At 45.9% G+C, this 20,448-nt stretch carries 19 protein-coding genes and 1 riboswitch; of the genes, 9 read left to right on the top strand and 10 right to left on the bottom strand.

Annotated elements, in window-relative coordinates; translation table 11 throughout:
* Positions 1 to 43: 43 nt before the first annotated feature.
* The gene (gene tadA / locus ACR8BL_RS16175) at positions 44 to 544 is read right to left on the bottom strand and encodes a tRNA adenosine(34) deaminase TadA (protein ID WP_434748573.1); all 501 of its coding nucleotides are present in this window, start codon (positions 542 to 544) and stop codon (positions 44 to 46) included.
* A 331-nt stretch (positions 545 to 875) separates the two neighbouring features.
* Between tadA and ACR8BL_RS16170 the strand changes: the two genes are divergently transcribed.
* Together ACR8BL_RS16170 and rluF are read left to right on the top strand one after the other, a co-directional pair.
* A complete protein-coding gene (locus ACR8BL_RS16170; RefSeq protein WP_434748572.1) occupies positions 876 to 3,221 on the top strand; it encodes a PAS domain S-box protein in 2,346 nt (781 codons plus the stop codon).
* An 18-nt stretch (positions 3,222 to 3,239) separates the two neighbouring features.
* Complete coding sequence (rluF, locus tag ACR8BL_RS16165; RefSeq protein WP_434748571.1) at positions 3,240 to 3,941, top strand: 23S rRNA pseudouridine(2604) synthase RluF; 702 nt, start codon at positions 3,240 to 3,242, stop codon at positions 3,939 to 3,941.
* Between the two features lie 197 nt (positions 3,942 to 4,138).
* Here rluF and motB read toward each other — a convergent pair whose 3' ends face one another.
* Both motB and motA read right to left on the bottom strand, forming a co-directional pair.
* Positions 4,139 to 4,957 (bottom strand): flagellar motor protein MotB, encoded by an 819-nt coding sequence (gene motB, locus ACR8BL_RS16160; RefSeq protein ID WP_434748570.1) that lies wholly within the window; start codon positions 4,955 to 4,957, stop codon positions 4,139 to 4,141.
* Positions 4,944 to 5,744: a flagellar motor stator protein MotA gene (gene motA, locus ACR8BL_RS16155; protein WP_434753143.1), complete on the bottom strand. Its 801-nt coding sequence runs from the start codon at positions 5,742 to 5,744 to the stop codon at positions 4,944 to 4,946. Before motA ends, motB begins: the two co-directional genes overlap by 14 nt.
* Positions 5,745 to 5,978: 234 nt before the next feature.
* Between motA and ACR8BL_RS16150 the strand changes: the two genes are divergently transcribed.
* Entirely contained in the window at positions 5,979 to 6,272 is a 294-nt protein-coding gene (locus ACR8BL_RS16150; RefSeq protein WP_434748569.1) for a hypothetical protein, read from the top strand.
* 214 nt (positions 6,273 to 6,486) lie between these two features.
* A complete protein-coding gene (locus ACR8BL_RS16145; protein ID WP_434748568.1) occupies positions 6,487 to 6,783 on the top strand; it encodes a 4a-hydroxytetrahydrobiopterin dehydratase in 297 nt (98 codons plus the stop codon).
* Between the two features lie 110 nt (positions 6,784 to 6,893).
* Here ACR8BL_RS16145 and ACR8BL_RS16140 read toward each other — a convergent pair whose 3' ends face one another.
* The 5 genes from ACR8BL_RS16140 to ACR8BL_RS16120 all read right to left on the bottom strand — a co-directional run bounded on the left by ACR8BL_RS16140 (position 6,894) and on the right by ACR8BL_RS16120 (position 12,005).
* Positions 6,894 to 7,250: a c-type cytochrome gene (locus ACR8BL_RS16140; RefSeq protein WP_434748567.1), complete on the bottom strand. Its 357-nt coding sequence runs from the start codon at positions 7,248 to 7,250 to the stop codon at positions 6,894 to 6,896.
* 148 nt (positions 7,251 to 7,398) lie between these two features.
* Positions 7,399 to 7,896, bottom strand: a complete 498-nt coding sequence (locus ACR8BL_RS16135; protein ID WP_434748566.1) for a GNAT family N-acetyltransferase — start codon at positions 7,894 to 7,896, stop codon at positions 7,399 to 7,401.
* A 357-nt stretch (positions 7,897 to 8,253) separates the two neighbouring features.
* The gene (locus tag ACR8BL_RS16130) at positions 8,254 to 8,724 is read right to left on the bottom strand and encodes a C40 family peptidase (RefSeq protein WP_434748565.1); all 471 of its coding nucleotides are present in this window, start codon (positions 8,722 to 8,724) and stop codon (positions 8,254 to 8,256) included.
* A gap of 3 nt (positions 8,725 to 8,727) precedes the next feature.
* A riboswitch (cyclic di-AMP (ydaO/yuaA leader) is annotated at positions 8,728 to 8,865 on the bottom strand.
* A gap of 283 nt (positions 8,866 to 9,148) precedes the next feature.
* The gene (locus tag ACR8BL_RS16125; protein ID WP_434748564.1) at positions 9,149 to 10,003 is read right to left on the bottom strand and encodes a hypothetical protein; all 855 of its coding nucleotides are present in this window, start codon (positions 10,001 to 10,003) and stop codon (positions 9,149 to 9,151) included.
* A gap of 10 nt (positions 10,004 to 10,013) precedes the next feature.
* On the bottom strand, positions 10,014 to 12,005 hold the full coding sequence (locus ACR8BL_RS16120; protein WP_434748563.1) for a M1 family metallopeptidase: 1,992 nt from the start codon (positions 12,003 to 12,005) through the stop codon (positions 10,014 to 10,016).
* A gap of 101 nt (positions 12,006 to 12,106) precedes the next feature.
* Between ACR8BL_RS16120 and ACR8BL_RS16115 the strand changes: the two genes are divergently transcribed.
* The gene (locus ACR8BL_RS16115; protein ID WP_434748562.1) at positions 12,107 to 12,610 is read left to right on the top strand and encodes a YwhD family protein; all 504 of its coding nucleotides are present in this window, start codon (positions 12,107 to 12,109) and stop codon (positions 12,608 to 12,610) included.
* A 188-nt stretch (positions 12,611 to 12,798) separates the two neighbouring features.
* On the opposite strand, the gene ACR8BL_RS16110 is transcribed toward ACR8BL_RS16115, so the two are convergent.
* Positions 12,799 to 14,877, bottom strand: a complete 2,079-nt coding sequence (locus ACR8BL_RS16110) for a transglycosylase domain-containing protein (protein ID WP_434748561.1) — start codon at positions 14,875 to 14,877, stop codon at positions 12,799 to 12,801.
* A gap of 259 nt (positions 14,878 to 15,136) precedes the next feature.
* Between ACR8BL_RS16110 and speE the strand changes: the two genes are divergently transcribed.
* Positions 15,137 to 15,964 carry a polyamine aminopropyltransferase gene (gene speE / locus ACR8BL_RS16105; protein ID WP_434748560.1) on the top strand — a complete coding sequence of 276 codons (828 nt, stop codon included), beginning with the start codon at positions 15,137 to 15,139 and terminating at the stop codon, positions 15,962 to 15,964.
* 13 nt (positions 15,965 to 15,977) lie between these two features.
* A complete protein-coding gene (gene speB, locus ACR8BL_RS16100; RefSeq protein WP_434748559.1) occupies positions 15,978 to 16,847 on the top strand; it encodes an agmatinase in 870 nt (289 codons plus the stop codon).
* 235 nt (positions 16,848 to 17,082) lie between these two features.
* Here speB and ACR8BL_RS16095 read toward each other — a convergent pair whose 3' ends face one another.
* Positions 17,083 to 17,214 carry a hypothetical protein gene (locus tag ACR8BL_RS16095; protein ID WP_434748558.1) on the bottom strand — a complete coding sequence of 44 codons (132 nt, stop codon included), beginning with the start codon at positions 17,212 to 17,214 and terminating at the stop codon, positions 17,083 to 17,085.
* A gap of 332 nt (positions 17,215 to 17,546) precedes the next feature.
* Between ACR8BL_RS16095 and ACR8BL_RS16090 the strand changes: the two genes are divergently transcribed.
* Positions 17,547 to 18,749 carry a WD40/YVTN/BNR-like repeat-containing protein gene (locus ACR8BL_RS16090; protein WP_434748557.1) on the top strand — a complete coding sequence of 401 codons (1,203 nt, stop codon included), beginning with the start codon at positions 17,547 to 17,549 and terminating at the stop codon, positions 18,747 to 18,749.
* A gap of 215 nt (positions 18,750 to 18,964) precedes the next feature.
* Positions 18,965 to 20,446 carry an alpha-N-arabinofuranosidase gene (locus tag ACR8BL_RS16085; protein WP_434748556.1) on the top strand — a complete coding sequence of 494 codons (1,482 nt, stop codon included), beginning with the start codon at positions 18,965 to 18,967 and terminating at the stop codon, positions 20,444 to 20,446.
* The last annotated feature ends 2 nt before the right edge of the window (positions 20,447 to 20,448 follow it).

Genomic DNA, 20,448 nt, shown 5'->3' with positions numbered 1-20,448 from the left:
TCCTTTCATACTCAGCATTTTTTATTTTAATGGGATTAATGTATTATTTCTTCCTCAACTGTCTAAAAAATTCGGTCAGCATCGTAGAGCACTCGGGTCGAAGAATATCCGGGATGACCTCGGTTCTATGGTTGAAACGGGGTTCTTGAAGTAAATTCATTAATGTTCCTGCACAGCCTGCCTTGGGATCAGCAGTACCAAAGATGACGCGTGGAACTCTGGACTGTACAATGGCACCAGCACACATCGGACAAGGTTCAAGAGTAACATATAATGCACAGTCCAGTAAGCGCCATGCCCCGATAACTTTGCTTGCCTCACGAATAGCTACCATCTCTGCATGGGCCGTAGAATCGAGTGTAGTTTCGCGCAGATTATACCCACGGCCGATAATCTCATTGTTACGTACAATGACAGCTCCTATAGGTACCTCACCGAGCGCTTCGGCTTTCTGGGCTTCTGCAATAGCCTGTTTCATCCAATACTCATGCAGTTCTTCCTCGGTCAGATTTGTGAAATCCGGCTGGAGAAAATGATCATTCACAGTGTAAAACCCCTTCCAATATGATTTATTCAGCGAACAGGCATTCGGGTTGTTAACATGTTGTGGATAGTTTTGTGGATAACCGTGCAGTTGCTCACATAGTTATAAACATACTATCCACAAGCCTGTGGATTTGTGTATAAATAGAGTGATTAATTTCATTGCATATCGTAAAAAGCAAACAAACAACAATTTTCGACCCATTCAGCCTGAGCGGTAACTTTTGGGCAAAGGGCAATTATCCTTTTCAAATAGTCATACAAGCGTTATGATGGGTATAGGTTTTGCCATATATCGCCAGAGGGTACAAGCCGAGAGGTGAACAACGAATTTGTCTATTAAAACAAAGTTATCCATGATTATGTCGTGCTCGGTGCTCGTTATTTTGGTATTAAATATCGCACTGAGCTATTATACTACAGAAGAGAATCTGAGGCAGGATAGTGAGAACAAGATGGTGCTCACAGCGAAACAAATCGCAATTTCTGTCGAACAAAATCAGTACAGTGCAGATTATGTAAAAAGGCAGATTGGCAACAATTTGTGGCTTGCCTCTATAATGGCAGCAAAGGAATTAGATCCAGACATCAGAAATATTACCAATGAAGAACTGGTTCGTTTAAGTAAAGAAGTAGGTGTGTCACATATCTCACTCCTGGAGCAGACGGATGATGACATTGTTGTTAGTCGGTCTTCTGACCCGAGAGAGGTTGGTCTGTCCACGAAATCGATGACGTACTGGTACCAGGCATTTCAGCAATTATTTGAGAAGCAACAGGTAACGATTCCTCAAGGGCAGAAACTGGATCATTTCTGGTCAGATGGTTTCGAATATTCGACGTCCAGTCCTACAGATGTTGATATCTGGGGTTACTATCATGATGGAAAGAGAAACTACATAATTAATCCCTTCTACAATAATACTGAAGTTGATGACTATGTGAAAATCTCTAGCCCGGATGAAATATTAAATAAGATCCGTGAAGTCAATCCTTCTATACTGGAGATTACAGGCATCAATCCGTTGACGTTTGCCAGCCCGGATATGAGTGATGACGGAAGAGATATAAACTTTAGTAAACTGAATAACAGGCCGATCCGTTTCGGTACGTATCAGTATGGTTCGGTGGATGAAGATCATCGTGCCGTGGTGCGAGCCGTCCGCACAGGGCAGAATGTATCCTTTGTGAGTGAAACACATGATCAGAAGGTTCTGAAGAGTTTCATTCCAATTTTCACACCCAATGAGTCTTCCTATGTAATCAGTATTGTCATGGATTACAAACAAATATCCTCGATGGTATCCGAGCAATTAGTCAGCCATGCTTCCATATCTCTGGTGTTGCTGGAGATTGTGATCTTTGGTAGTTACTTGCTCGCTGGTTACATCACACGTCCAATCCAATCGATCTTGGGCAAGGTGAATGATGTGGCGGATGGACATTTTGATTTCCGTTTGAAAATTAAACGTAAGGATGAACTCGGACAGCTCGCCAATCGGATTAACGCCATGATTCGAAATCTGGGACACTATACAAGCCGTCTGAAACAAATGTATGAAGAGAATCGGGCTGTTAAGGAGCATCTGGAGTCTATCATTAATCAAACTGCAGATGCAATTCATATAACAGACCTTGAAGGAAAAGTGCTGCGGGTCAATCGGGCATTCGAACAACTATATGGTTTTCGCAGTCGTGAGGTGGAGGGACGTTTGCTGAAGATTATTCCTCCTGAGGCAGAAGAGGAAATGAAGAAGCAGCATGAGCAGCTTATTGAGGGCATGTCGATTACGTCCAACGAAACGATCTGGATGAAAAAAGATGGGACTCGGGTTGATGTCAGTGTGAGTACAGCGCCTGTACGTGATGAGGCTGGCGAGATTACAGCACTCATCAGTGTTTCGAGGGATATTACTAACCGTAATCGGATGGAAGAGCTGCTCAGACGATCCGAGAAGTTAACAACGGTAGGGCAGTTGGCCGCGGGTGTTGCTCATGAGATTCGTAATCCACTTACGACGCTGCGTGGTTTCCTGCAGCTTCAGCAGGAAAGTAATAAGCTAAATCATCGTCATCTGGATCTGATGTTATCCGAGCTGGACCGAATCAACCTGATTGTGGGCGAGTTTCTAATTCTGGCGAAGCCGCAAGCGGTTCATTTTCAGGAGCGGGATATACGATTTATTCTTGGAGATGTTATCTCGTTGCTGGATAGTCAGGCTCATCTGCATGGGGTAGAGTTTGTATTACATGCCTCATCCGATTCGGCTATGGTACACTGTGAAGAGAACCAGTTGAAGCAAGTATTTATCAATGTGCTGAAAAATGGTATGGAAGCTATGCCGAATGGAGGAAGTATCCATATCAAACTTAAGGCCAAGTCCGATGAGCTTGCCAAGCGAGTCAGAATTGAGATCAAGGATGAGGGCATCGGAATTCCTGAAGAGATGATGTCGAAGCTTGGGGAGCCGTTCTTTACGAATAAAGAATCCGGCACAGGGCTCGGCCTTATGGTTAGTCAACGCATTATTCAATCACATAAGGGCATGATGGATATTAAGAGTGTGATGAATAGGGGAACGACGGTTATTATAGAACTGCCTGCTTCTGAACTGCACCCGCAGCTACAGGAGAGGGAGCAACGAGCGGAAGAACAACAACCAGACGAAGAGAACTAGATGAGGTGAGATGACCTTTTGCGTATTAATAAGTTTATTAGTGAGACAGGTTACTGCTCCCGTCGAGCAGCCGACAAGTTGATCGAAAGTGGTCAGGTGACCATTAATGGCATCAAGGCGGAGCTCGGAAGTCAAGCAGAAGAAGGCGATGATGTTCGAATAAACGGCAAGCCAATCAGCGAGAAGAAAAAACATGTTTATATTGCGCTGAATAAACCCGTGGGTATCACGAGTACCACCGAGCAGCATATTCAAGGAAATATCGTTGATTTTGTAGGTCATCATGAACGGATATTCCCGATCGGACGTTTAGACAAAGATTCGGAAGGCTTGATTCTGATGACGAATGATGGTGATATCGTTAATCGGGTTTTGAGATCAGAAGGCCGTCATGAAAAGGAATATATCGTTACGGTCGATCGAGCCATTACACCGAGTTTTATCAGAGGCATGAGTACAGGTGTCAAGATTCTGGGTGAAATGACACTGCCATGTACAGTTACCAGAATGACAGATCGTGTGTTCCGGATTATTTTGACGGAAGGAAAAAATCGTCAGATCCGCCGTATGTGCAGCGCATTCGGATACGAGGTTCGCAAGCTGAAACGGATTCGTATTATGAATATTCACCTTGGAGAACAGGCGACAGGTTCATGGAGGGACCTTACAGCCGCCGAAAAGGCGGAACTGGGTAGCCTGCTGGACTACTCGCTGGAATAAGGAATGAGAATTTGGAAAAGATTCGCTCCATGTTAGAGTGAATGAAATAAAAGCATTGTTTCCTGTGAAGGGAGGCAATGCTTTTTGTTCTGAATACAGGAAAGTTGCGATAGGTTATGGGGTTTAAAAATGAGAAAAACCGCTCTCCCTTAAATTCCATGGAGAACGGTCTTATACTCATGTATGGCTGTGGGCTGCTAATTGCCTCCACTAACAGCCTTTACATTGGTATTGTTGCTTTGGTATTTACGGATAATGGACACTTCTACGCGCCGATTCTGTGCTCTTCCGATGTTTGTACCATTGCTGGCAATCGGATGATACTCTCCATATCCACTAGGTGTGAATTTGGAAGGGTCGAGTTGGGTGTTCAGCAACAGGATTTTCAGAAAGTTCAAGGCACGATCTGCACTCAAATCCCAGTTATCCTTATACTGGTTATTCGATATGGGCACATTGTCTGTATGACCCGATACGACAATTTCATACTCCGGGAACTCCTGTAGCATGTTGGAGATCGCCTTGGCTAGTGAACGTGACTCAGGTTTCACATCAGCTCGTCCGGAGGAAAACAAGGCCTTATCACTAATAGTAACTTTAAGTTCAGACTGGTTGAGCTTTGTGTTCAGTTGGTCTGAAAGTCCGTTATGAGCAATATACTTGTCGAGTCGCTTCTTCAGCTTCTCCAGATTCTCCTGTTCCTTCTGAGCCATCTGAGCATCAGTAATCTGGGCAGGTGTCTTCTTCGTGATTTCCTTCGGAATTTCTTTGTTCTTGCCAAGATCCGTGCTGGATTCTGTCGGATTCATGGAAGTATGATCCAAGACGCCAGAGCCTCCGTTGAGAGCACTGCTTAGTGCCGAGGCCATCTGCTCAAATTTTGCAGCATCAAGTGAGCTCATGGAGAACAAAGTGATAAACAAGGCGAGCAGCAAAGTCATTAAGTCGGAATAAGGAAGCAGCCAACTCTCATCGATATGTTCTTCATGCGGTTCATGCTTTTTAGCCTTTTTCACCTGATGATCCCTCCCTCTCTTCCAGTTGTTTACGTTCGGAAGGTGTCAGGAATACGGATAACTTTTGGTTGATGGCAATGGTAGACACACCGGATTGGATAGACAAGAGCCCTTCAACCATCATCAACTTGATTTCCATCTCTTTCTTGGACATCCGCTTCAGCTTGTTGGACATCGGGTGCCACAACACGTAACCACTAAAGATACCAAGAAGGGTGGCAATAAATGCGGCTGCAATTGCATGAGAGAGCTTCTCCATGTCACTAAGGTCAGCGAGTGCTGCAATCAGACCGACTACGGCACCGAGAACCCCGAGTGTTGGTGCATACATCCCCGCCTGAGCGAAGATCAAGGCACCGGCACGATGGCGCTCCTCTGTAGCATGAATGTCTTCCATGAGAACATCACTTACAAACTCCTGATCGTTGCCGTCAATAATCATCCGCATACCACCACGAAGGAATTGATCATCAATATCTTCTACTTTTGACTCCAGTGCAAGCAAACCTTCACGACGGGTAGTGGAAGCCCAGTCCATAAATGTGCCGATCAGAGATACTCGATCAATAAGAACTTGATTTTTGAAAATAATCCCGAAGAGTTTAGGGATTTTTTTAACTTCAGCCATCGGGAATGCGATAAAGATAGTTCCTGCCGTACCCACAAAAATAATAACGTAGGCTGCTGGATTGTTAACCAGATTGATTAAGGGCGCGCCCTTCAGGAACATACCAAGTACAAGGGAGACCAGCCCAAAAACTAGTCCAATAATTGTTGAAATGTTCATCATACACCTCATCCATGAGATAAAATTGAATCCTTTCAAGCGGCAGAATTCGGGCTTCCAAACGAACGTTCTGCCGAAATCCGTTGCATGTTTGGCTGCCTTCATGGCTGCCGAAACGATTGAAACGGTCATGTATAGTATTTATCGACCAGAAGGCCTTTTTTTTTAAGTGTTATTTTCAGGTATAATAAGATCATATCCGCTCCTTAGGGGCCGAATAGGAGTGAAAAGCCAATGGGTGTAAAGCATGGACGGGATTATGAAGGAATTTTGACAGATTTAACAGTGGCAATTGGACGCATCCCGGATCGGTATGTTTTTTTTGAAATGGATGCAGAAGAGTGGGGGAGACTGGGAGAAAAGGAACAGCTTGAAGTGGACGAGGCCCTGGCAGAGGACTTGTTCTATGGACTCGGGGAGGAGTCAGTGATCCCTGTTGGTAGCGGCGTTGTAATCCATGATAAGGATCAGCACCGGATCCATATTTTAATTGGAGAAGAAGAATTAACGTTTGTTCCTTTAATCTAAAAAATGGTATCGACTACAAGACCTTGCCCTTCAAGGCGCTGAGCCGTCTATTCTATGGATTTTGGCGCTTTGACGTGGTAAGATGATACTCATGTAAAAAGGCGCTGCAGGGCGGTGGCCTGCCTTTAAAGCTGTGTAGGCAGCATGCGAAGGTGTCGATGGTCATGTGGATTCAAGTCCGCGATGGCTCATCATATGGGGAGGAAGATAACGCATGGTTTTTACGCAAGAGGAAGTCGAAGCTCATCTGGGAAGGCTTGAGGGCTGGGAACTGGAAGAGGGACGGTGGATTGTCCGCAAATTTGTGTTTTCTAACTATATGAAAGGGATTGCATTCGTAGACGAGGTCGCTGCGATTTCGGAAGCATTCAATCATCACCCTTTTATTACTATTGACTATACAACCGTTACACTGCGTCTTACGTCTTGGGATGAAGGTGGCATTACATCTGTAGATATTAAGGAAGCAGGGCAGTACAACGAAGCTTTTGAGAAAATGAGAATGGAATAATCTGCTGCAACGTCGTCTGCAGGATGATGTTATAACGAATATCAAAGAGGCTCTTGTTTTCCAGATGGGAGAACAAGAGCCTCTTTGATGCTTTACGCACGCAATAACACTTATTTCTTCTCTGCTAGCCACATGGCAATGTGGGCAATCTCTTCATCTTGCAGTTTGCCTTTGAAAGAAGGCATACCGCCTTTACCTTTGACAATGGTGGAGTAGATTTTCTCGACATCGTCTTTGCTGCCAATGTTTGCGAGAGCCGGACCTACTCCGCCTTGAAGCTGATCGCCGTGACAGGAAATACAGTTGGCTTTCACCAGTGTTTCAGCCTGTCCAGCATCCATAGCTACTTCAGGCATGGTTGGTTTGGCTTCCTTAGCCACTTCCTCTTTACCTGGAAGCGTAAACATTAAAATAATAGCCAAAGCACATGCTGCAAAAAATACCCCGCTCATGATCCATTTGTGCATCCCTTATGTCCCCTCCAGAATGAAAGATCATCTAACCCAAACTATCCCTATCATTATAACGGAAGCTGTCGTTACATCATAGCATTTTGTGGTAATTTTTTGAACTAATCACAAAAGAGAGATAAATTGAAACCATTTCATTTCCAAATTACTCTCGGGGGCCCTCATAAACCATGCAATGAAAGGGCTTCAAACCATTTGGAGTTTGGCGCTCATATGTATCCTGGATGGCAAATCCACTCTTCAGGTAAACCTGAATGGCACGGTGGTTCCAGGTAAGTACTTCAAGATCAATCTCATTTGAAGGATTGCGGCGAATCGCCTCTTGCACGATGGCAGCTACGAAAGTGGTACCACGGCCTTGACCACACTGCTCAGGGTGCATTCCGAGACCAATACGTGTTACGTTCTGGAGCGGAAAATATTGTGCGAATCCACAAACCTGGTCATGTTGATCCAGAATAACGGCATATTGCTCCTGCCTTAGCTGTGCATCTCCAAATTCGACTTCCAGTGCTTTCATCTGCTCCCAAGGCAGCCAGCTGTAGATATTGTATGGTGGATCATAGTTCCAACTGCATATGAGTTCTGCATGTTCTTCCTGCATAGGTACCACACGAAACGTCAAAGGTGCTTCATTTTTCATATAACAGTGCATGCTCCTCTCTCCGTTACCTGTTCTTTGTTCATTCTACAAAAGAGCTGTACCTTTGGTAAGTTTTCAATTTTCAGAAAGAAAATGAAACAAAAGTCCGTACCATTCCGTTTATATTATAACAGGTTGGGTAAAAACATCATAAGGGCACGGACAAACGAAGTAAGCTAATCTTCTTGCTTCAGGTATATATACATGATTTGCAGGACCTGCAGCCATAGAGTTGGAAGCATAAAAAAACCGCCGGATACATTCCTGCGGAGAATGTACCGGGCGGTTCGGTTTATGCTTCGTATTTCGTTACAGTATAGTTTATGGTTCCAGCATGATGTTGATTAAAGCTTGTCCCTAGTCCAGGGCCACTGACTCATACGCGTCCGTGCTCATAATCCGTTTTGCACCAACGTAGCGATTAGCCCAGTAATTCTCATTCAAGGAACTGATCGTTACACCTTTGGAAGAAGAAGAATGTGCAAACTTACCGCTTCCTACAAAAATGCCTACGTGAGACACACCTTTACCTGTAGTGTTGAAGAATACCAAGTCTCCAGGTCTCATCTCCATGCGAGATACAGAGTCACCCATGTCGAATTGGGAGCTGGATTGGCGAGCCAAATCAATACCTAATTTGTCGAATACATACCGTGTAAACCCGGAGCAGTCAAAACCGTCAAGCGTTGTTCCTCCGCTTTTGTATGTAGTTCCTATTGCTGAATCAATGACTTTATCCATCTTAGAATCTGCAAATGCGCTGCCTGCACCAAGTGACAATGCAAATGTGAGGCTAAGTACTGCTGCGGTCAATTTCTTCTTAAACAAGTTGTATACCCCTTCCAACGCCTGCGAGGTTAGCTTAAGGATTCGGTTGAAGGTCCCCTATGATCCCTCTGTTTCAAGATCAATTCACCCATAACTGGTTCCCCCGCTTCCCAGGTGCCAGGAATTTGGCTATGCTAGTTATGCACCTGATAAAGAAAAGAAAATTTAATTTTAAGGATTTAATTTAAAGTTGTTACAAATAAGGATTTAAAGATTACAAAGTTGTTACTAAAAACTCACTGCGCTTATTGTACCAGAGGCTTAGTGCTTTGGCAACGTTTAGCAGCAAAATTAGCAAAAAAAACCTCGACCTTTGACGGGGAAAGGTCGAGGTTTGCGTATTTATACGCAATAACGAATGAAATGTTAAACATGAGATGGTAACATTTTTTTATTTTGTAAGCGATTTATATAAATATGTAGTTCAGCTTACATGACCCTCATTCTTGGTGGATGTAGACTGCCATAAGCGGAAATGACTACATACTTTCCACATACTGAGCAGGCTTCGGGCAAGCGGATATGTTTGTTGCAGGATCAATCCAGATAGTCCTGTCAGGAACCAAGAGGCAGATGTGAATGCACCAAAGACCAGTAAATGAACAGCTCCCAGTATTAGCGCGATGCTGGTGACAGCGAAGATACGGCGCAAAGCAATCCACAATCCTTTGAACGTGCCCTGAATACAGCCTTCTCCTTCCGAGTCAGTAATGCCAAACTGCATGTAGAGCACGGCATGATGTACAATCCAGCCATAGATGATCCAGCCTGCTGCATATGGAATGCCGGGAAGCAACAAATGGAGAGAATGAAAACTATCCATTATTGTTGAATACAATGTGGGTACGAGCCAGTACGCAGGGAGGAACATGAGTACTGTGCGTATGGTGTGCAGCAGCAACATCGGTTTCCATAACATTTTAATGCCTCGAATAAAAGGGATGCGCTCTTCTGTGGAATTGAAATGTTGAAGGGAGTAGAGCAGACCTGCTTGAATGAGTGGGCTAATCAGCAGGCGAAGCAGCAACATACCACCCAAGATCCATAAATATTGCTGAACCTCAGGGCCGGACAGACTCAGCTGACTTTCCATTTTGAATAAAAGTGTACTCAGTTCTCCGACATCATCTGTTGGATAACGAAGCAGCAGGGGGACAACAGCCGATTGAACCAGCCGATAGATAAAATATCCCCAGATTAATTGATAGATAAATAAGAGTGCGGCAATGAACATATGCTGACGGACGAGAAACCAGCCTTCACGAATTTTTGCTTTCACTGACTCCACCTCACCATGATAGACCTCCGAATATGGCTTCAATTAGTTTCGTAGCACTCATGTTCCAGCGGGATTTGACTCGTTCATCCAGTCCGGTTCTCAGGAAATTGTTCATATGTCGATTTTCCAGCATAATATCATACAAAGGGTCAGTCATTGCCCAAGAGACAGGAGAAGTGTATGTGAGCTTATAGGTAATGCGATCCTCCTGTCCGTTCCATTGCTTCGTTAAGGTGTGGCCATCCTGAAAACCGATTCGAACAGGAACCTTCGGGAAGTCACTGCCCTTTTTAGCAATGGTGACAGAGGACTCGTACATTTTTTGGCCGTCCTTCTCTATAGAAGAAACGTTGATCTTCTCTACAGCGAAGTCGGCCATGCCGTTGTTATAGATGTATTGGTCAAAGTAATTAGCCCAGGAGGTGCGGGTCACTTGCTCGACTATCTTCTGAAAATCAGCCGTTGCCGGATGTTTAAAGCGATACTTTTGGACATAGGTTGAAAGGATGAGTTCCATTTTTTTCGCTCCGACTTGCTGTTCTATACCGAGAAGTACAAGCTTGCCTCGGGTATATACGTTGGATGCATATTGATTCTGCGATTCAAACTTCCACGAAGGCTGTGTCAAAGGAGCGGGGGATGTGACCAGACCTGATTGTACCGGCAAGTTTGGAATGAGTCCGTATTCCTGCTCCATCAGTTTATCTTCTGCGTAGGAGGTGAATCCCTCATCAAGCCAGGCCTCTTCGAATTCATTGCTTGCAACCATGCCGTAGAAGTATTGATGTCCGATTTCATGCACAACCGTGCGCTCCAGATCATAACCCGGTGTGGTATCATCTGCCCCAAAGGCCGTAATTAATGTCGGGTACTCCATACCTCCTGCGCCGTTTGCCACTTTTGGCGGAACAACGATGGATAAAGTTGTATAAGGGTAAGGGCCGAACCACTTGCTGTAATTCGTCAATGCGGCTTTGGCAGCAAAAAGGTAACGTTCTTTCAGATCCTGATGTGCCGGATCAAGGTAGAGTTTAATACGTACCCCGGGCACGTTGGGGGCAGAGAAGGGTTCTTCTGCATAGACGAAATCAGGCGAGGCCGCCCAAGCGAAATCATGCACATCATCGGCATAAAATTGATATACTTTCTCGCCATTCTTCAAGGCAGCCTGCTGCGTTGGAAATCCGGTTGCTGCCACCTTGTATGTTTCAGGTACCCGAATACGCACACTGTAGATACCGAAGTCAGCATAGAACTCCGAATTGCCATGATACTGGTGCAGGTTCCAGCCTTCCATCGTGCGGCCTCGCCTTCCGGCAGGCTCGTAAGCGCTGAGTTTAGGGAACCACTGGCCTGCCATAACAAAATCATCCGTTTTGCCCATTCGTGCGAAAATTTTCGGTAAATTCACTTCGAATTTTGTGCGGATCGTGATGCTCTCGCCGCCTTTAACAGGTTTTGGCAGGCGCACCTTGATCAGCGTTTTATCTTTGATGTTCCCGTCGTCCGGCTGTACATATTGCATCCGGTGTAGCAGAGAGAGCCCGTCCTCCGTCTGCATGTCAGTAAATTTCATGGAGCCATAACCGTCTGTGGGCATGACATCGCCGCGAAGCTTACCGCCCGATTCTTTCATAAATGTAGTATCCGCAGAGGAGAATGCATTAGGGTACATATGAAAATAAAGTTCGTTCACCGTTTTTTTGCCCGGATGAGTCCAGGTTATCGTCTGTGTGCCTTGAAGTGCATTCCCCTCCGTCAGCTTCACATCCATGTGGTATTCCACCACACGGTTGCTGAACACCTCGGCTGAAGGAGATTGTACACTTTCCGGAGGGGGAGTTGCTCCTGCTTTGGCATAGGGCTTGCCCGATTCCGGAGCGAGTATAGGCAATTCAGATGAAGTGGAGCGATTGTAACCGAGTGTGATCCATATCCCTCCGGCAAGCAAACACAAGGCCAGGGATACAGTGAGCCAGCTCTTGGCGCGTCGTGGAATCATCGTTAAATACCTCCCGTTGACAAGCATCTACAGCATGTATATGTTTGCAATGGGCTGATTATTAGTTAAAATATTTATATCAACTCTTGGAGGCTATGAACATGGACCAAAATGAGCAAAACGGCAAGAAACAGATTGCCTTGAATATCGTTAGTGCTAAGAGCAAACATAAAGGCTTCGGTGCAGGTTCCATTGATCTGAACAATCTTTCACCAGTCATCATTGATCAGGGCGAAGCCAAAATCGATGTTGGTGCAATGCATGCGAAGAGTAAAGTGGAACGGGGCATCAAATTTTCAACCAATCGTGAAGATGTCCCAAATGGACGCCAAGTATGGCTGGTATGGGTCGCTGTAGATCGTACGGAGCAAGGACAGCTGTATGGCGGAGCAACGGCATGTGAGATGTGGATTGATACGGAAGCCAAACGGGGTTGGAAGCTACTTGCGGATCACGTCAACCGGATGGATTATGCGATGAAACGCCGATTTATGCTGGATGAACTGGGGCCAGAAGACAGAGCAGCGTTGAAAACTCTGCTGATCTCCCATAATGAAGAGTGGTGGAATGCATCACCGAATGAATTGAAAGAGGCACTTGCCTAGGATAAAAGGGAACAAAGCGAAGCAAGCCCCGATCCAGAGTTCTGGGTTCGGGGCTTGCTTCGTATCTAAGTGATGATGTGGAGAAGGATCCATACACTCATCTGTATATTTATAAGATAGCCACTTTAGTAAATGGCATCATTATTATATAAGACTTCATGACGCAATTAAGTCATTACGTATATGCGTCACTCGACCCACCAGCGTTTGAAATCACTCCACCAGGAATGTTTCTGCTCTTGAACTCCTTTTTGATTCTGTGCCTCACGAGTCTTTTCATCTTGCGCGGCATCCAGTTTCTCCGCCTCGCCCCGGCAAACCTCTGTAGGCTCCGTTCCCTGAATAAACACTTCCAGTCGCTTCTCTTCACAGCCGTTGCCTGCAAGCTTTCCGCTCTCCGGGTTGATGTAGACACTCACGACTTGATCAGGTACGGAGAAGATTTTGGGTGGTACGCTGGCAAGGGCCTGTTCCGTAAACTCGGCGAAGATTGGTGCAGCGCGGCGACCATCGGATGTCGAGATCACTTTGCCCTGATCATAACCAACCCATACAGCGGTGGACAGTTCGGGGGTGAATCCGACCAGCCAGGCATCAGTATTCGTCGTTCCCGTTTTGCCTGCTACCGGGCGTTTAATTGTGGAAGATACCCGATTGCCCGTGCCTCCGTTCTCAAAGACACTCTCCATTAAACGGGTTAATACATAGGCTGCCGCTGGTTCAACCACCGTTTCTGCTTGGGTCTGAGGGGATTCGTACAGCAACCGTCCAGCTGCATCGGTTACTTGTAAAATGGCTATAGGCGGCGTCCGCTGTCCTCCCGCGGCAATAACAGAAAAGGCAGAAGCCATCTCCAGCGGACTGACAGGTGAAGTGCCGAGTGCAAGAGAAGGCACAGGACTCAGTTTGCTTGTGATGCCGAGATGTTGAGCCATGCTCACGACTTGTTCAGGGCCAATCTTCATAATGGTGTTTACCGCATAGATGTTATCGGACGCTGCGATAGCTTGCCGAAGATCGATTTCGCCCAGGTATTTATCACCGAAGTTGCCGGGTTTGTAGGTTTTGCGATCATTGTCATAATGAAACAGCGTAGGCTGGCTGTTGAAAATGGATGCACTGGTAAGTTGTTTGGATTCCAGCGCAGCCAGATACATAATGGGTTTAAAGGCTGATCCAGGCTGACGTGTGGTTGCCAGCACATGGTTAATCTGATTGGTGCGGTAGTTTTTGCCGCCAACCATAGCTTTAATGTATCCGGTGCGCGGATCGATGGAGACGAGAGCCGTTTCCAGATCGCTTTTGGCATCCATACCTTTGGCAACAGCCGTTTCCGCAGCTTTCTGTACACGTAAATCCAGCGTAGTGTAGATGTTCAGCCCGCCATGATCCAGCATCGCTTCGCTGATGCCCAGCTCCTTCACCGCGAGATTTCGAATATAGTCGCGAAAATAAGGGGCATGTTCCACCGTCTTGCGCTCGCCCTCCGGTTTGAATTCCAGCATCTCTTCGTAAGCAGTATCTCCTTGTTTGGGCGTAATTTCCCCCATTTCAACCATGGCTTTCAGCACGATCTTCTGCCGATCCTTGGCATTTTTCATATGATTATAGGGTGAATAATAAGTCGGGCCTTTCGGGATACCTGCCAGCATAGCGCTTTCTGCCAGATCGAGCTGCTTGGCTGATTTGCCAAAATACATCTGCGCAGCCGCTTCGATGCCATAAGCACCGTGACCGTAATAGATTTCATTCAGGTACATCTGCAAAATTTCATCTTTGCTATACTTCATCTCAAGCTGTGCAGTATACATCGCTTCTTTGGCTTTACGTGTCCATGTTTTCTCATGGGACAGGTACAGATTACGTGCCAGCTGTTGGGTCAGTGTACTTGCTCCTTGAGACATCCGCATGTGCTGAATATTGACAAGGACCGCTCGTCCCATGCCTTGAATGTCGAATCCGAAGTGCTGCCTGAATTTGCGATCCTCCACGGCTAGTGTAGCGTTCACCAGATCAGGGGTAATATCCTGAAGTTGAACGGGAATCGAATCCTTGCCGCCAGCAGAGAAGGTGGCGATGACTTCACCCCGACTGTCTAGAAGTCTGGAATTGCGATCGGAGTCGGCGAGGGGCAGGCTGGTTGCGTATAGATATACCAAAATGGCAGCTGTGGCAATAAGGCCGAGCACCATAAGTATGGATAGATATTTGATGAATTGGAGTACACGGAACCCGCGTTTGCGGGTCTTGACACTCGTCTTGTTCATGGAACGGGCTCCTCTCTTTTCTTTCCAGTATGGGACTGGAGTAACCGGGATATTCAATGGGTCTGCGAAGTGAACAAATTATAGTCAATTTTGGCCTGAAAACCGTTTTACAGTTGAATCGTCTATCGCGTATAATGCAAAAGGGTAATGAAAAGGTAGGGTTCGGCACAACATACTAAAGCATGTGTGGACGAACAGACCAGTGATTATGCATTTTAAAATGATCACTCATTACTTTTACGGAGAGAAGGTAGCGATCATGGAATTGTGGTTTACAGAAAAGCAGACCCCTGTGTTCGGAATTACCGCAAAGATTAAGCAGACTTACGTCACGGAGCAAACAGATTTTCAGGACCTTGCAATGATTGAAACCGAAGAATTCGGCAACATGCTTGTATTAGACGGCATGGTGATGACAACGGTTAAGGACGAGTTTGTATATCATGAAATGGCGGCACATCCGGCCTTGAACACTCACCCTAATCCGAAAAAAGTGCTGGTAGTTGGTGGTGGTGACGGCGGTGTAATCCGTGAAGTCATTAAACATGCGGCTGTAGAAAAAGCAGTTCTCGTCGAAATCGACGGTAAAGTGATTGAACATTCCAAAACGTATTTGCCTGAAATTGCTGGCAAGCTGGACGAGCCGAACGTTGAAGTGCTCGTTAACGATGGTTACATGCATATTATTGAACATAAAGATGAGTATGATGTCATTATCGTAGACTCTACAGAACCTGTAGGTCCGGCTGCTCCGCTTTTTGAGCGCGGATTCTATCAGGGGATCTATGAAGCACTCAAAGAAGACGGAATCTTTGTTGCCCAGACGGACAACCCTTGGTTTAAGGCGGATCTGATCCAGAAGGTGAATAAAGACGTCAAAGAAATCTTCCCGATCGTACATGTGTACGGCTGTAATATTCCAACCTATCCAAGTGGTCTATGGACATTCACCATGGGCAGCAAAAGGCATGATCCACTTGCGGTGGACGAGACTCAAATTCCGGAGATGGATACGAAGTATTACTCTCCGCGTCTGCACAAAGCGGCATTTGTACTTCCAAAATTCGTGGAAGATTTAACGAAATAAAGGGGAAATGAAGATGAAACTGGATCAAGCTTATTCAGGAAACGTATTTATTTGCAGTTCTGAGGATTATGAAAATTCGAAAGCGGTCATCTACGGTATGCCAATGGACTACACCGTAAGCTTCCGTCCGGGTTCCCGTTTCGGCCCGGCTCATATCCGTCAGGCATCGGTTGGACTTGAAGAGTACAGCCCGTATCTGGATAAAAGCATCGTGGATATGACCTATTTTGATGCCGGAGACCTGCTTTTGCCATTCGGTAACGCAGGACGCAGCCTTGAAGTTATCCATGAATACATCGGCAGCCTGCTGGCAGATGACAAGTTCCCGATTGGTCTTGGTGGCGAGCATCTGGTGACTTGGCCGGTGATCCAACAGATGTACAAGAAATATCCGGACCTGATCCTGATCCACATTGATGCACATGCAGACCTTCGTGAAAACTATGAAGGTGAGCCCCTGTCTCACTCAACACCTGTGCGCAAAGCAGCTGAGCTGATGGGTGGTCAAAATATCTATCAATTCGGTATCCGTTCCGGTTCCCGTGAGGAATTCCAGTATGGTCGCGAGAATATTAACTTCTACCCGTTTGAAGTAGCGGCTCCTATGAAGGAAGCTCTGCCGAAAATGGGCAACCGCCCAGTTTATGTAACCATCGATATTGACGTGCTTGATCCATCTGCTGCACCGGGTACCGGAACAGCAGAAGCAGGCGGCATCACTTCCAAAGAGCTGCTTGAAGCTGTTCATATGATTGCTGGATCAGATGTGAACGTTGTGGGCTGTGACTTGGTAGAAGTAGCACCAATCTATGACCCGACGCAACAGACACAGATTGTGGCGGCCAAGTTGATTCGTGAAATGCTGCTTGGGTTCGTGAAGTAAACTTAACTTATATTTAGGGCTATGTTATACTGAACACACAAGTAATTCAGTGATATATTCATGAATATATTACAGTCGGAAAGTATAGGGTATACGGGTTCGACCATATACTAAATAAAGAGCCATTACCGCGCCAACGGTAATGACTCTTAGGACCCGAAAGGCTGTGGATTGCCACGGCGCGTTTGAACTGAATAAACCTATTCAAGCAAAACCCACCGTCAGGCATGCAACCTTATGAGGTGGGTTTTCGCTTGTTCCGAAGTCTTTTGCGTAACCAACGATACAGCTTTCGTCCGCTCAGTATAATACTGAGGATCGCAGCAATCCACCGGATTACATCAAGCCACGCGACAAGTTTGATCATCGACGTCACCCCCCCTTTTTTTCGGAAAGCAGCGCCGTGATCGGAAAACATCCACACTCAATCATAAATCCATACCTTTAATTATAGCACATATGTTCCTGTCTCTCTATCGTATAATGGACGTATGTCGAGATCGTTTTATTCAAAAATATAAATACCTCGGGTTAATGAATAACCGGGTTACATAACTTATTGCAGCACCACTTTTAACCCCCAATGGTTTCATCATGGGTAAAGGTGGTTTTTTCTTGCGAAATTGTCACTTGGTTTCAACTAAATTGTTACATTATGATGTGCGATTTGGGGTAAAACGATAGAAGGAGGTGTTACCGATGAGAATGAAAACAATCAAGAACACCAAAACATGGAGGCGGGTTGGTGCAACAGCCTTATCACTCTCCTTGGCATGGGGAATGGGGCTAGTGCATACGTTACCTTATGCCGGCGCAGCATCTTCATCCACAACATGTGGCAAAGGGGATCATGGGCTATCATCAGAACTGAAAAAAGGCAATGGCGTGGAAGAGCAAAATTTGCAATTCACGGATATCGACTTTTTGAATCCAAATACTGGACGAGCTGCAGGTCAAGGGTTCCTGATTGGTACCTCCAATGCAGGCTGTACCTGGCAGTCCATCTACACTGGGCAGTGGCAGTTCAAACAGCTGAACTTTCCCAATAATGTTACCGGCTATGCACTCGCAGGAACGAAAGACTCTTCAGCAACCTATCTCATTCGCACCGATGATGGGGGATCAAACTGGAAGAGACTTGACACTCCGGGCGTTCCAACATTCAAGCAAATTGATTTTAGTGACAAAAATACGGGCTACGGATACACCTATAACGGTGCATATCGAACTGCTGATGGCGGTGTGACATGGACTAAAGTTAGTACACCAGCTAACACCAGGGCGGTTACTTTTACTACAGACAAGCTGGGATATGCTGTTGTAGTAGTGCCCGGAGTCGGCTATAAGCTTGAGAAAACGACTGATGGGGGCAAGACTTGGACTACAGCTCTTCGAGTCAAATCCGATACATGGAATGGGGGAGACCTATATGCGAGTGGCTCTCAAGTATGGGCTGTCCTATATGGAGATGCAGGGATGTCCCAGCAATCCTACTCTCTGTATGCAAGTGGTGATCAAGGAAAGCAGTGGAGACAGGTTTTTGCCCAATCGACAGCAGGGGCGGGGCCGGCACCAGGTGCCAATATGGAGGGGAAAGGAACCGGCCCGGCTAATCCTGGTGGACATCCCGGTAACATGGCACTGATCGGAAATCAAACTGCCTATCTCTCGGCTGGCTCACCTGCAGCGGATAAGATTGGAATCGGACGTTCCTTTGATGCAGGTTCCACGTGGAAAAATATCGATTTAAAAGCTTCAGGGGCCAGCTCCCGTATCTCGTTCCCGGCAGCTAAGACTGGCTGGCTTGTTGTGACTAGTGGGAATACACCTGCTGTTTATGAGACAACGGACGGAGGAATAACCTGGTTATCCAAAATTTCATTCCACTCAGATCAGGATTAAAGAATTTTTTAAATGAAATAACAAAAATATAAATTCAATATATAAACGATTCATATGAAATTTTTGTGTGGATCGGAGTGATATAACCACAAAAAAGCCCTTTTCCTGAGATTTGATATGGAAATGGGCTTTTTTTCAGGTAATAAAAGGGTTGAAACCTGTCTCAAAACAGGTTATTGTAAGCGTTGACAACATATTTCAAGGAGGTTGAAATAATGGTAAATGTTATTTTAAATGCTGATTCAGACAAAGGATTAATAAATCGCAATATATATGGTCACTTTTCCGAGCATTTGGGACGTTGTATTTATGAAGGGTTATGGGTGGGGGAAGATTCACCAATCCCAAACACAGAAGGTATTCGCAATGATGTGCTGACTGCACTTCAGAAGCTGAACATTCCTGTGCTTCGCTGGCCGGGTGGATGTTTTGCCGATGAATATCACTGGAAAGACGGAGTAGGGCCCAAGAGTGAGCGTGCGCGCATGATCAATACGCACTGGGGCGGCGTGGAAGAGAACAACCATTTCGGTACACATGAATTCATGAGATTGTGTGAACTGCTTGATACTGAGCCGTATATCAGCGGTAACCTCGGTAGCGGAACCGTGCAGGAGATGCAGGAATGGGTGGAGTACATTACGTTTGACGGCGAATCTCCCATGGCGAACTGGCGGAAGCAGAACGGCCGTGAAGAGCCATGGAAGCTGAAGTATTTTGGCGTGGGCAATGAGAACTGGGGTTGCGGTGGCAACATGCGTCCAGAGTATTATGCGGATGAATATCGCCGTTACGCTACATATGTACGTAATTATTCAGGGAATCAAATTTATAAAATTGCGTGTGGACCGAATGACAGCAACTATGAGTGGATGGAAGTGCTGATGCGGGAAGCAGCTCGTTTCATGGATGGCATCAGTCTGCATTACTACACCATTCCGACAGGTGTATGGGAAGACAAAGGGAATGCTACCGGTTTTGGAGAGGCCGAATGGTTTACTACATTGAAGAAAACATTGTTTATGGATGAATTGCTTGTGAAGCATTCGGAGATCATGGATAAATATGATCCGGAAGGCAGGGTCGGTATTATCGTAGACGAATGGGGAACATGGTACAACGTAGAACCGGGAACCAATCCTGGATTCCTCTACCAGCAGAACACGATAAGGGATGCTGTGCTTGCAGCAGTGAACCTGAACATATTCAATCAGCATAATAAAAGGGTACAGATGGCCAATCTGGCTCAGATCGTGAACGTGCTGCAATCCCTTGTGCTCACGGAAGGGGACAAACTGCTCCTGACTCCTACGTACCATGTATTTGATATGTATCAGGTTCATATGGATGCGCAGCGGCTGGATCTCAGTTATGAGAGCCCGGGATATACGTTTGGAGAAGAGACGATTCCGCAGCTTAGCTTGTCGGCATCCCGCAACAAAGATGGGGTTATTCATGTGACGGCATGTAATCTGAGTCATACGGATGAGCTTGAAGTGGTATGCCAGCTTGAGGCAGGTCAAGCAGCGAGTGTGGCAGGGCAACTTCTCCATCATGCTGATTTTGGTGCATTTAATACATTCGAACAGCCTGATCGGGTACAGCCTGTAGATTGGGAGGGGCTTGTTCTGGAGAATAATACATTACGATTGGTGTTACCTCCGGCTTCCGTTGGTGTGGTTGCTGTAAAGGGCTAAGT

This window comes from Paenibacillus amylolyticus, assembly GCF_051136285.1.
GTDB classification, from domain to species: Bacteria; Bacillota; Bacilli; order Paenibacillales; family Paenibacillaceae; genus Paenibacillus; species Paenibacillus amylolyticus_F.
Note: the sequence above shows the minus strand (reverse complement) of the source record. Positions and strands in the feature narration are given on the sequence as shown.

Excerpts from the sequence above, each read along its gene's own strand:
- motA (WP_434753143.1), bottom strand. The coding sequence starts at position 5,744 with ATGAACATTTCAACAATTATTGGACTAGTTTTTGGGCTGGTCTCCCTT.
- ACR8BL_RS16150 (WP_434748569.1), top strand. The coding sequence starts at position 5,979 with ATGGGTGTAAAGCATGGACGGGATTATGAAGGAATTTTGACAGATTTA.
- ACR8BL_RS16145 (WP_434748568.1), top strand. The coding sequence starts at position 6,487 with ATGGTTTTTACGCAAGAGGAAGTCGAAGCTCATCTGGGAAGGCTTGAG.
- ACR8BL_RS16140 (WP_434748567.1), bottom strand. The coding sequence starts at position 7,250 with ATGCACAAATGGATCATGAGCGGGGTATTTTTTGCAGCATGTGCTTTG.
- ACR8BL_RS16135 (WP_434748566.1), bottom strand. The coding sequence starts at position 7,896 with ATGAAAAATGAAGCACCTTTGACGTTTCGTGTGGTACCTATGCAGGAA.
- ACR8BL_RS16120 (WP_434748563.1), bottom strand. The coding sequence starts at position 12,005 with ATGATTCCACGACGCGCCAAGAGCTGGCTCACTGTATCCCTGGCCTTG.
- ACR8BL_RS16115 (WP_434748562.1), top strand. The coding sequence starts at position 12,107 with ATGGACCAAAATGAGCAAAACGGCAAGAAACAGATTGCCTTGAATATC.
- ACR8BL_RS16110 (WP_434748561.1), bottom strand. The coding sequence starts at position 14,877 with ATGAACAAGACGAGTGTCAAGACCCGCAAACGCGGGTTCCGTGTACTC.
- speE (WP_434748560.1), top strand. The coding sequence starts at position 15,137 with ATGGAATTGTGGTTTACAGAAAAGCAGACCCCTGTGTTCGGAATTACC.
- speB (WP_434748559.1), top strand. The coding sequence starts at position 15,978 with ATGAAACTGGATCAAGCTTATTCAGGAAACGTATTTATTTGCAGTTCT.
- ACR8BL_RS16095 (WP_434748558.1), bottom strand. The coding sequence starts at position 17,214 with ATGATCAAACTTGTCGCGTGGCTTGATGTAATCCGGTGGATTGCTGCG.
- ACR8BL_RS16090 (WP_434748557.1), top strand. The coding sequence starts at position 17,547 with ATGAGAATGAAAACAATCAAGAACACCAAAACATGGAGGCGGGTTGGT.
- ACR8BL_RS16085 (WP_434748556.1), top strand. The coding sequence starts at position 18,965 with ATGGTAAATGTTATTTTAAATGCTGATTCAGACAAAGGATTAATAAAT.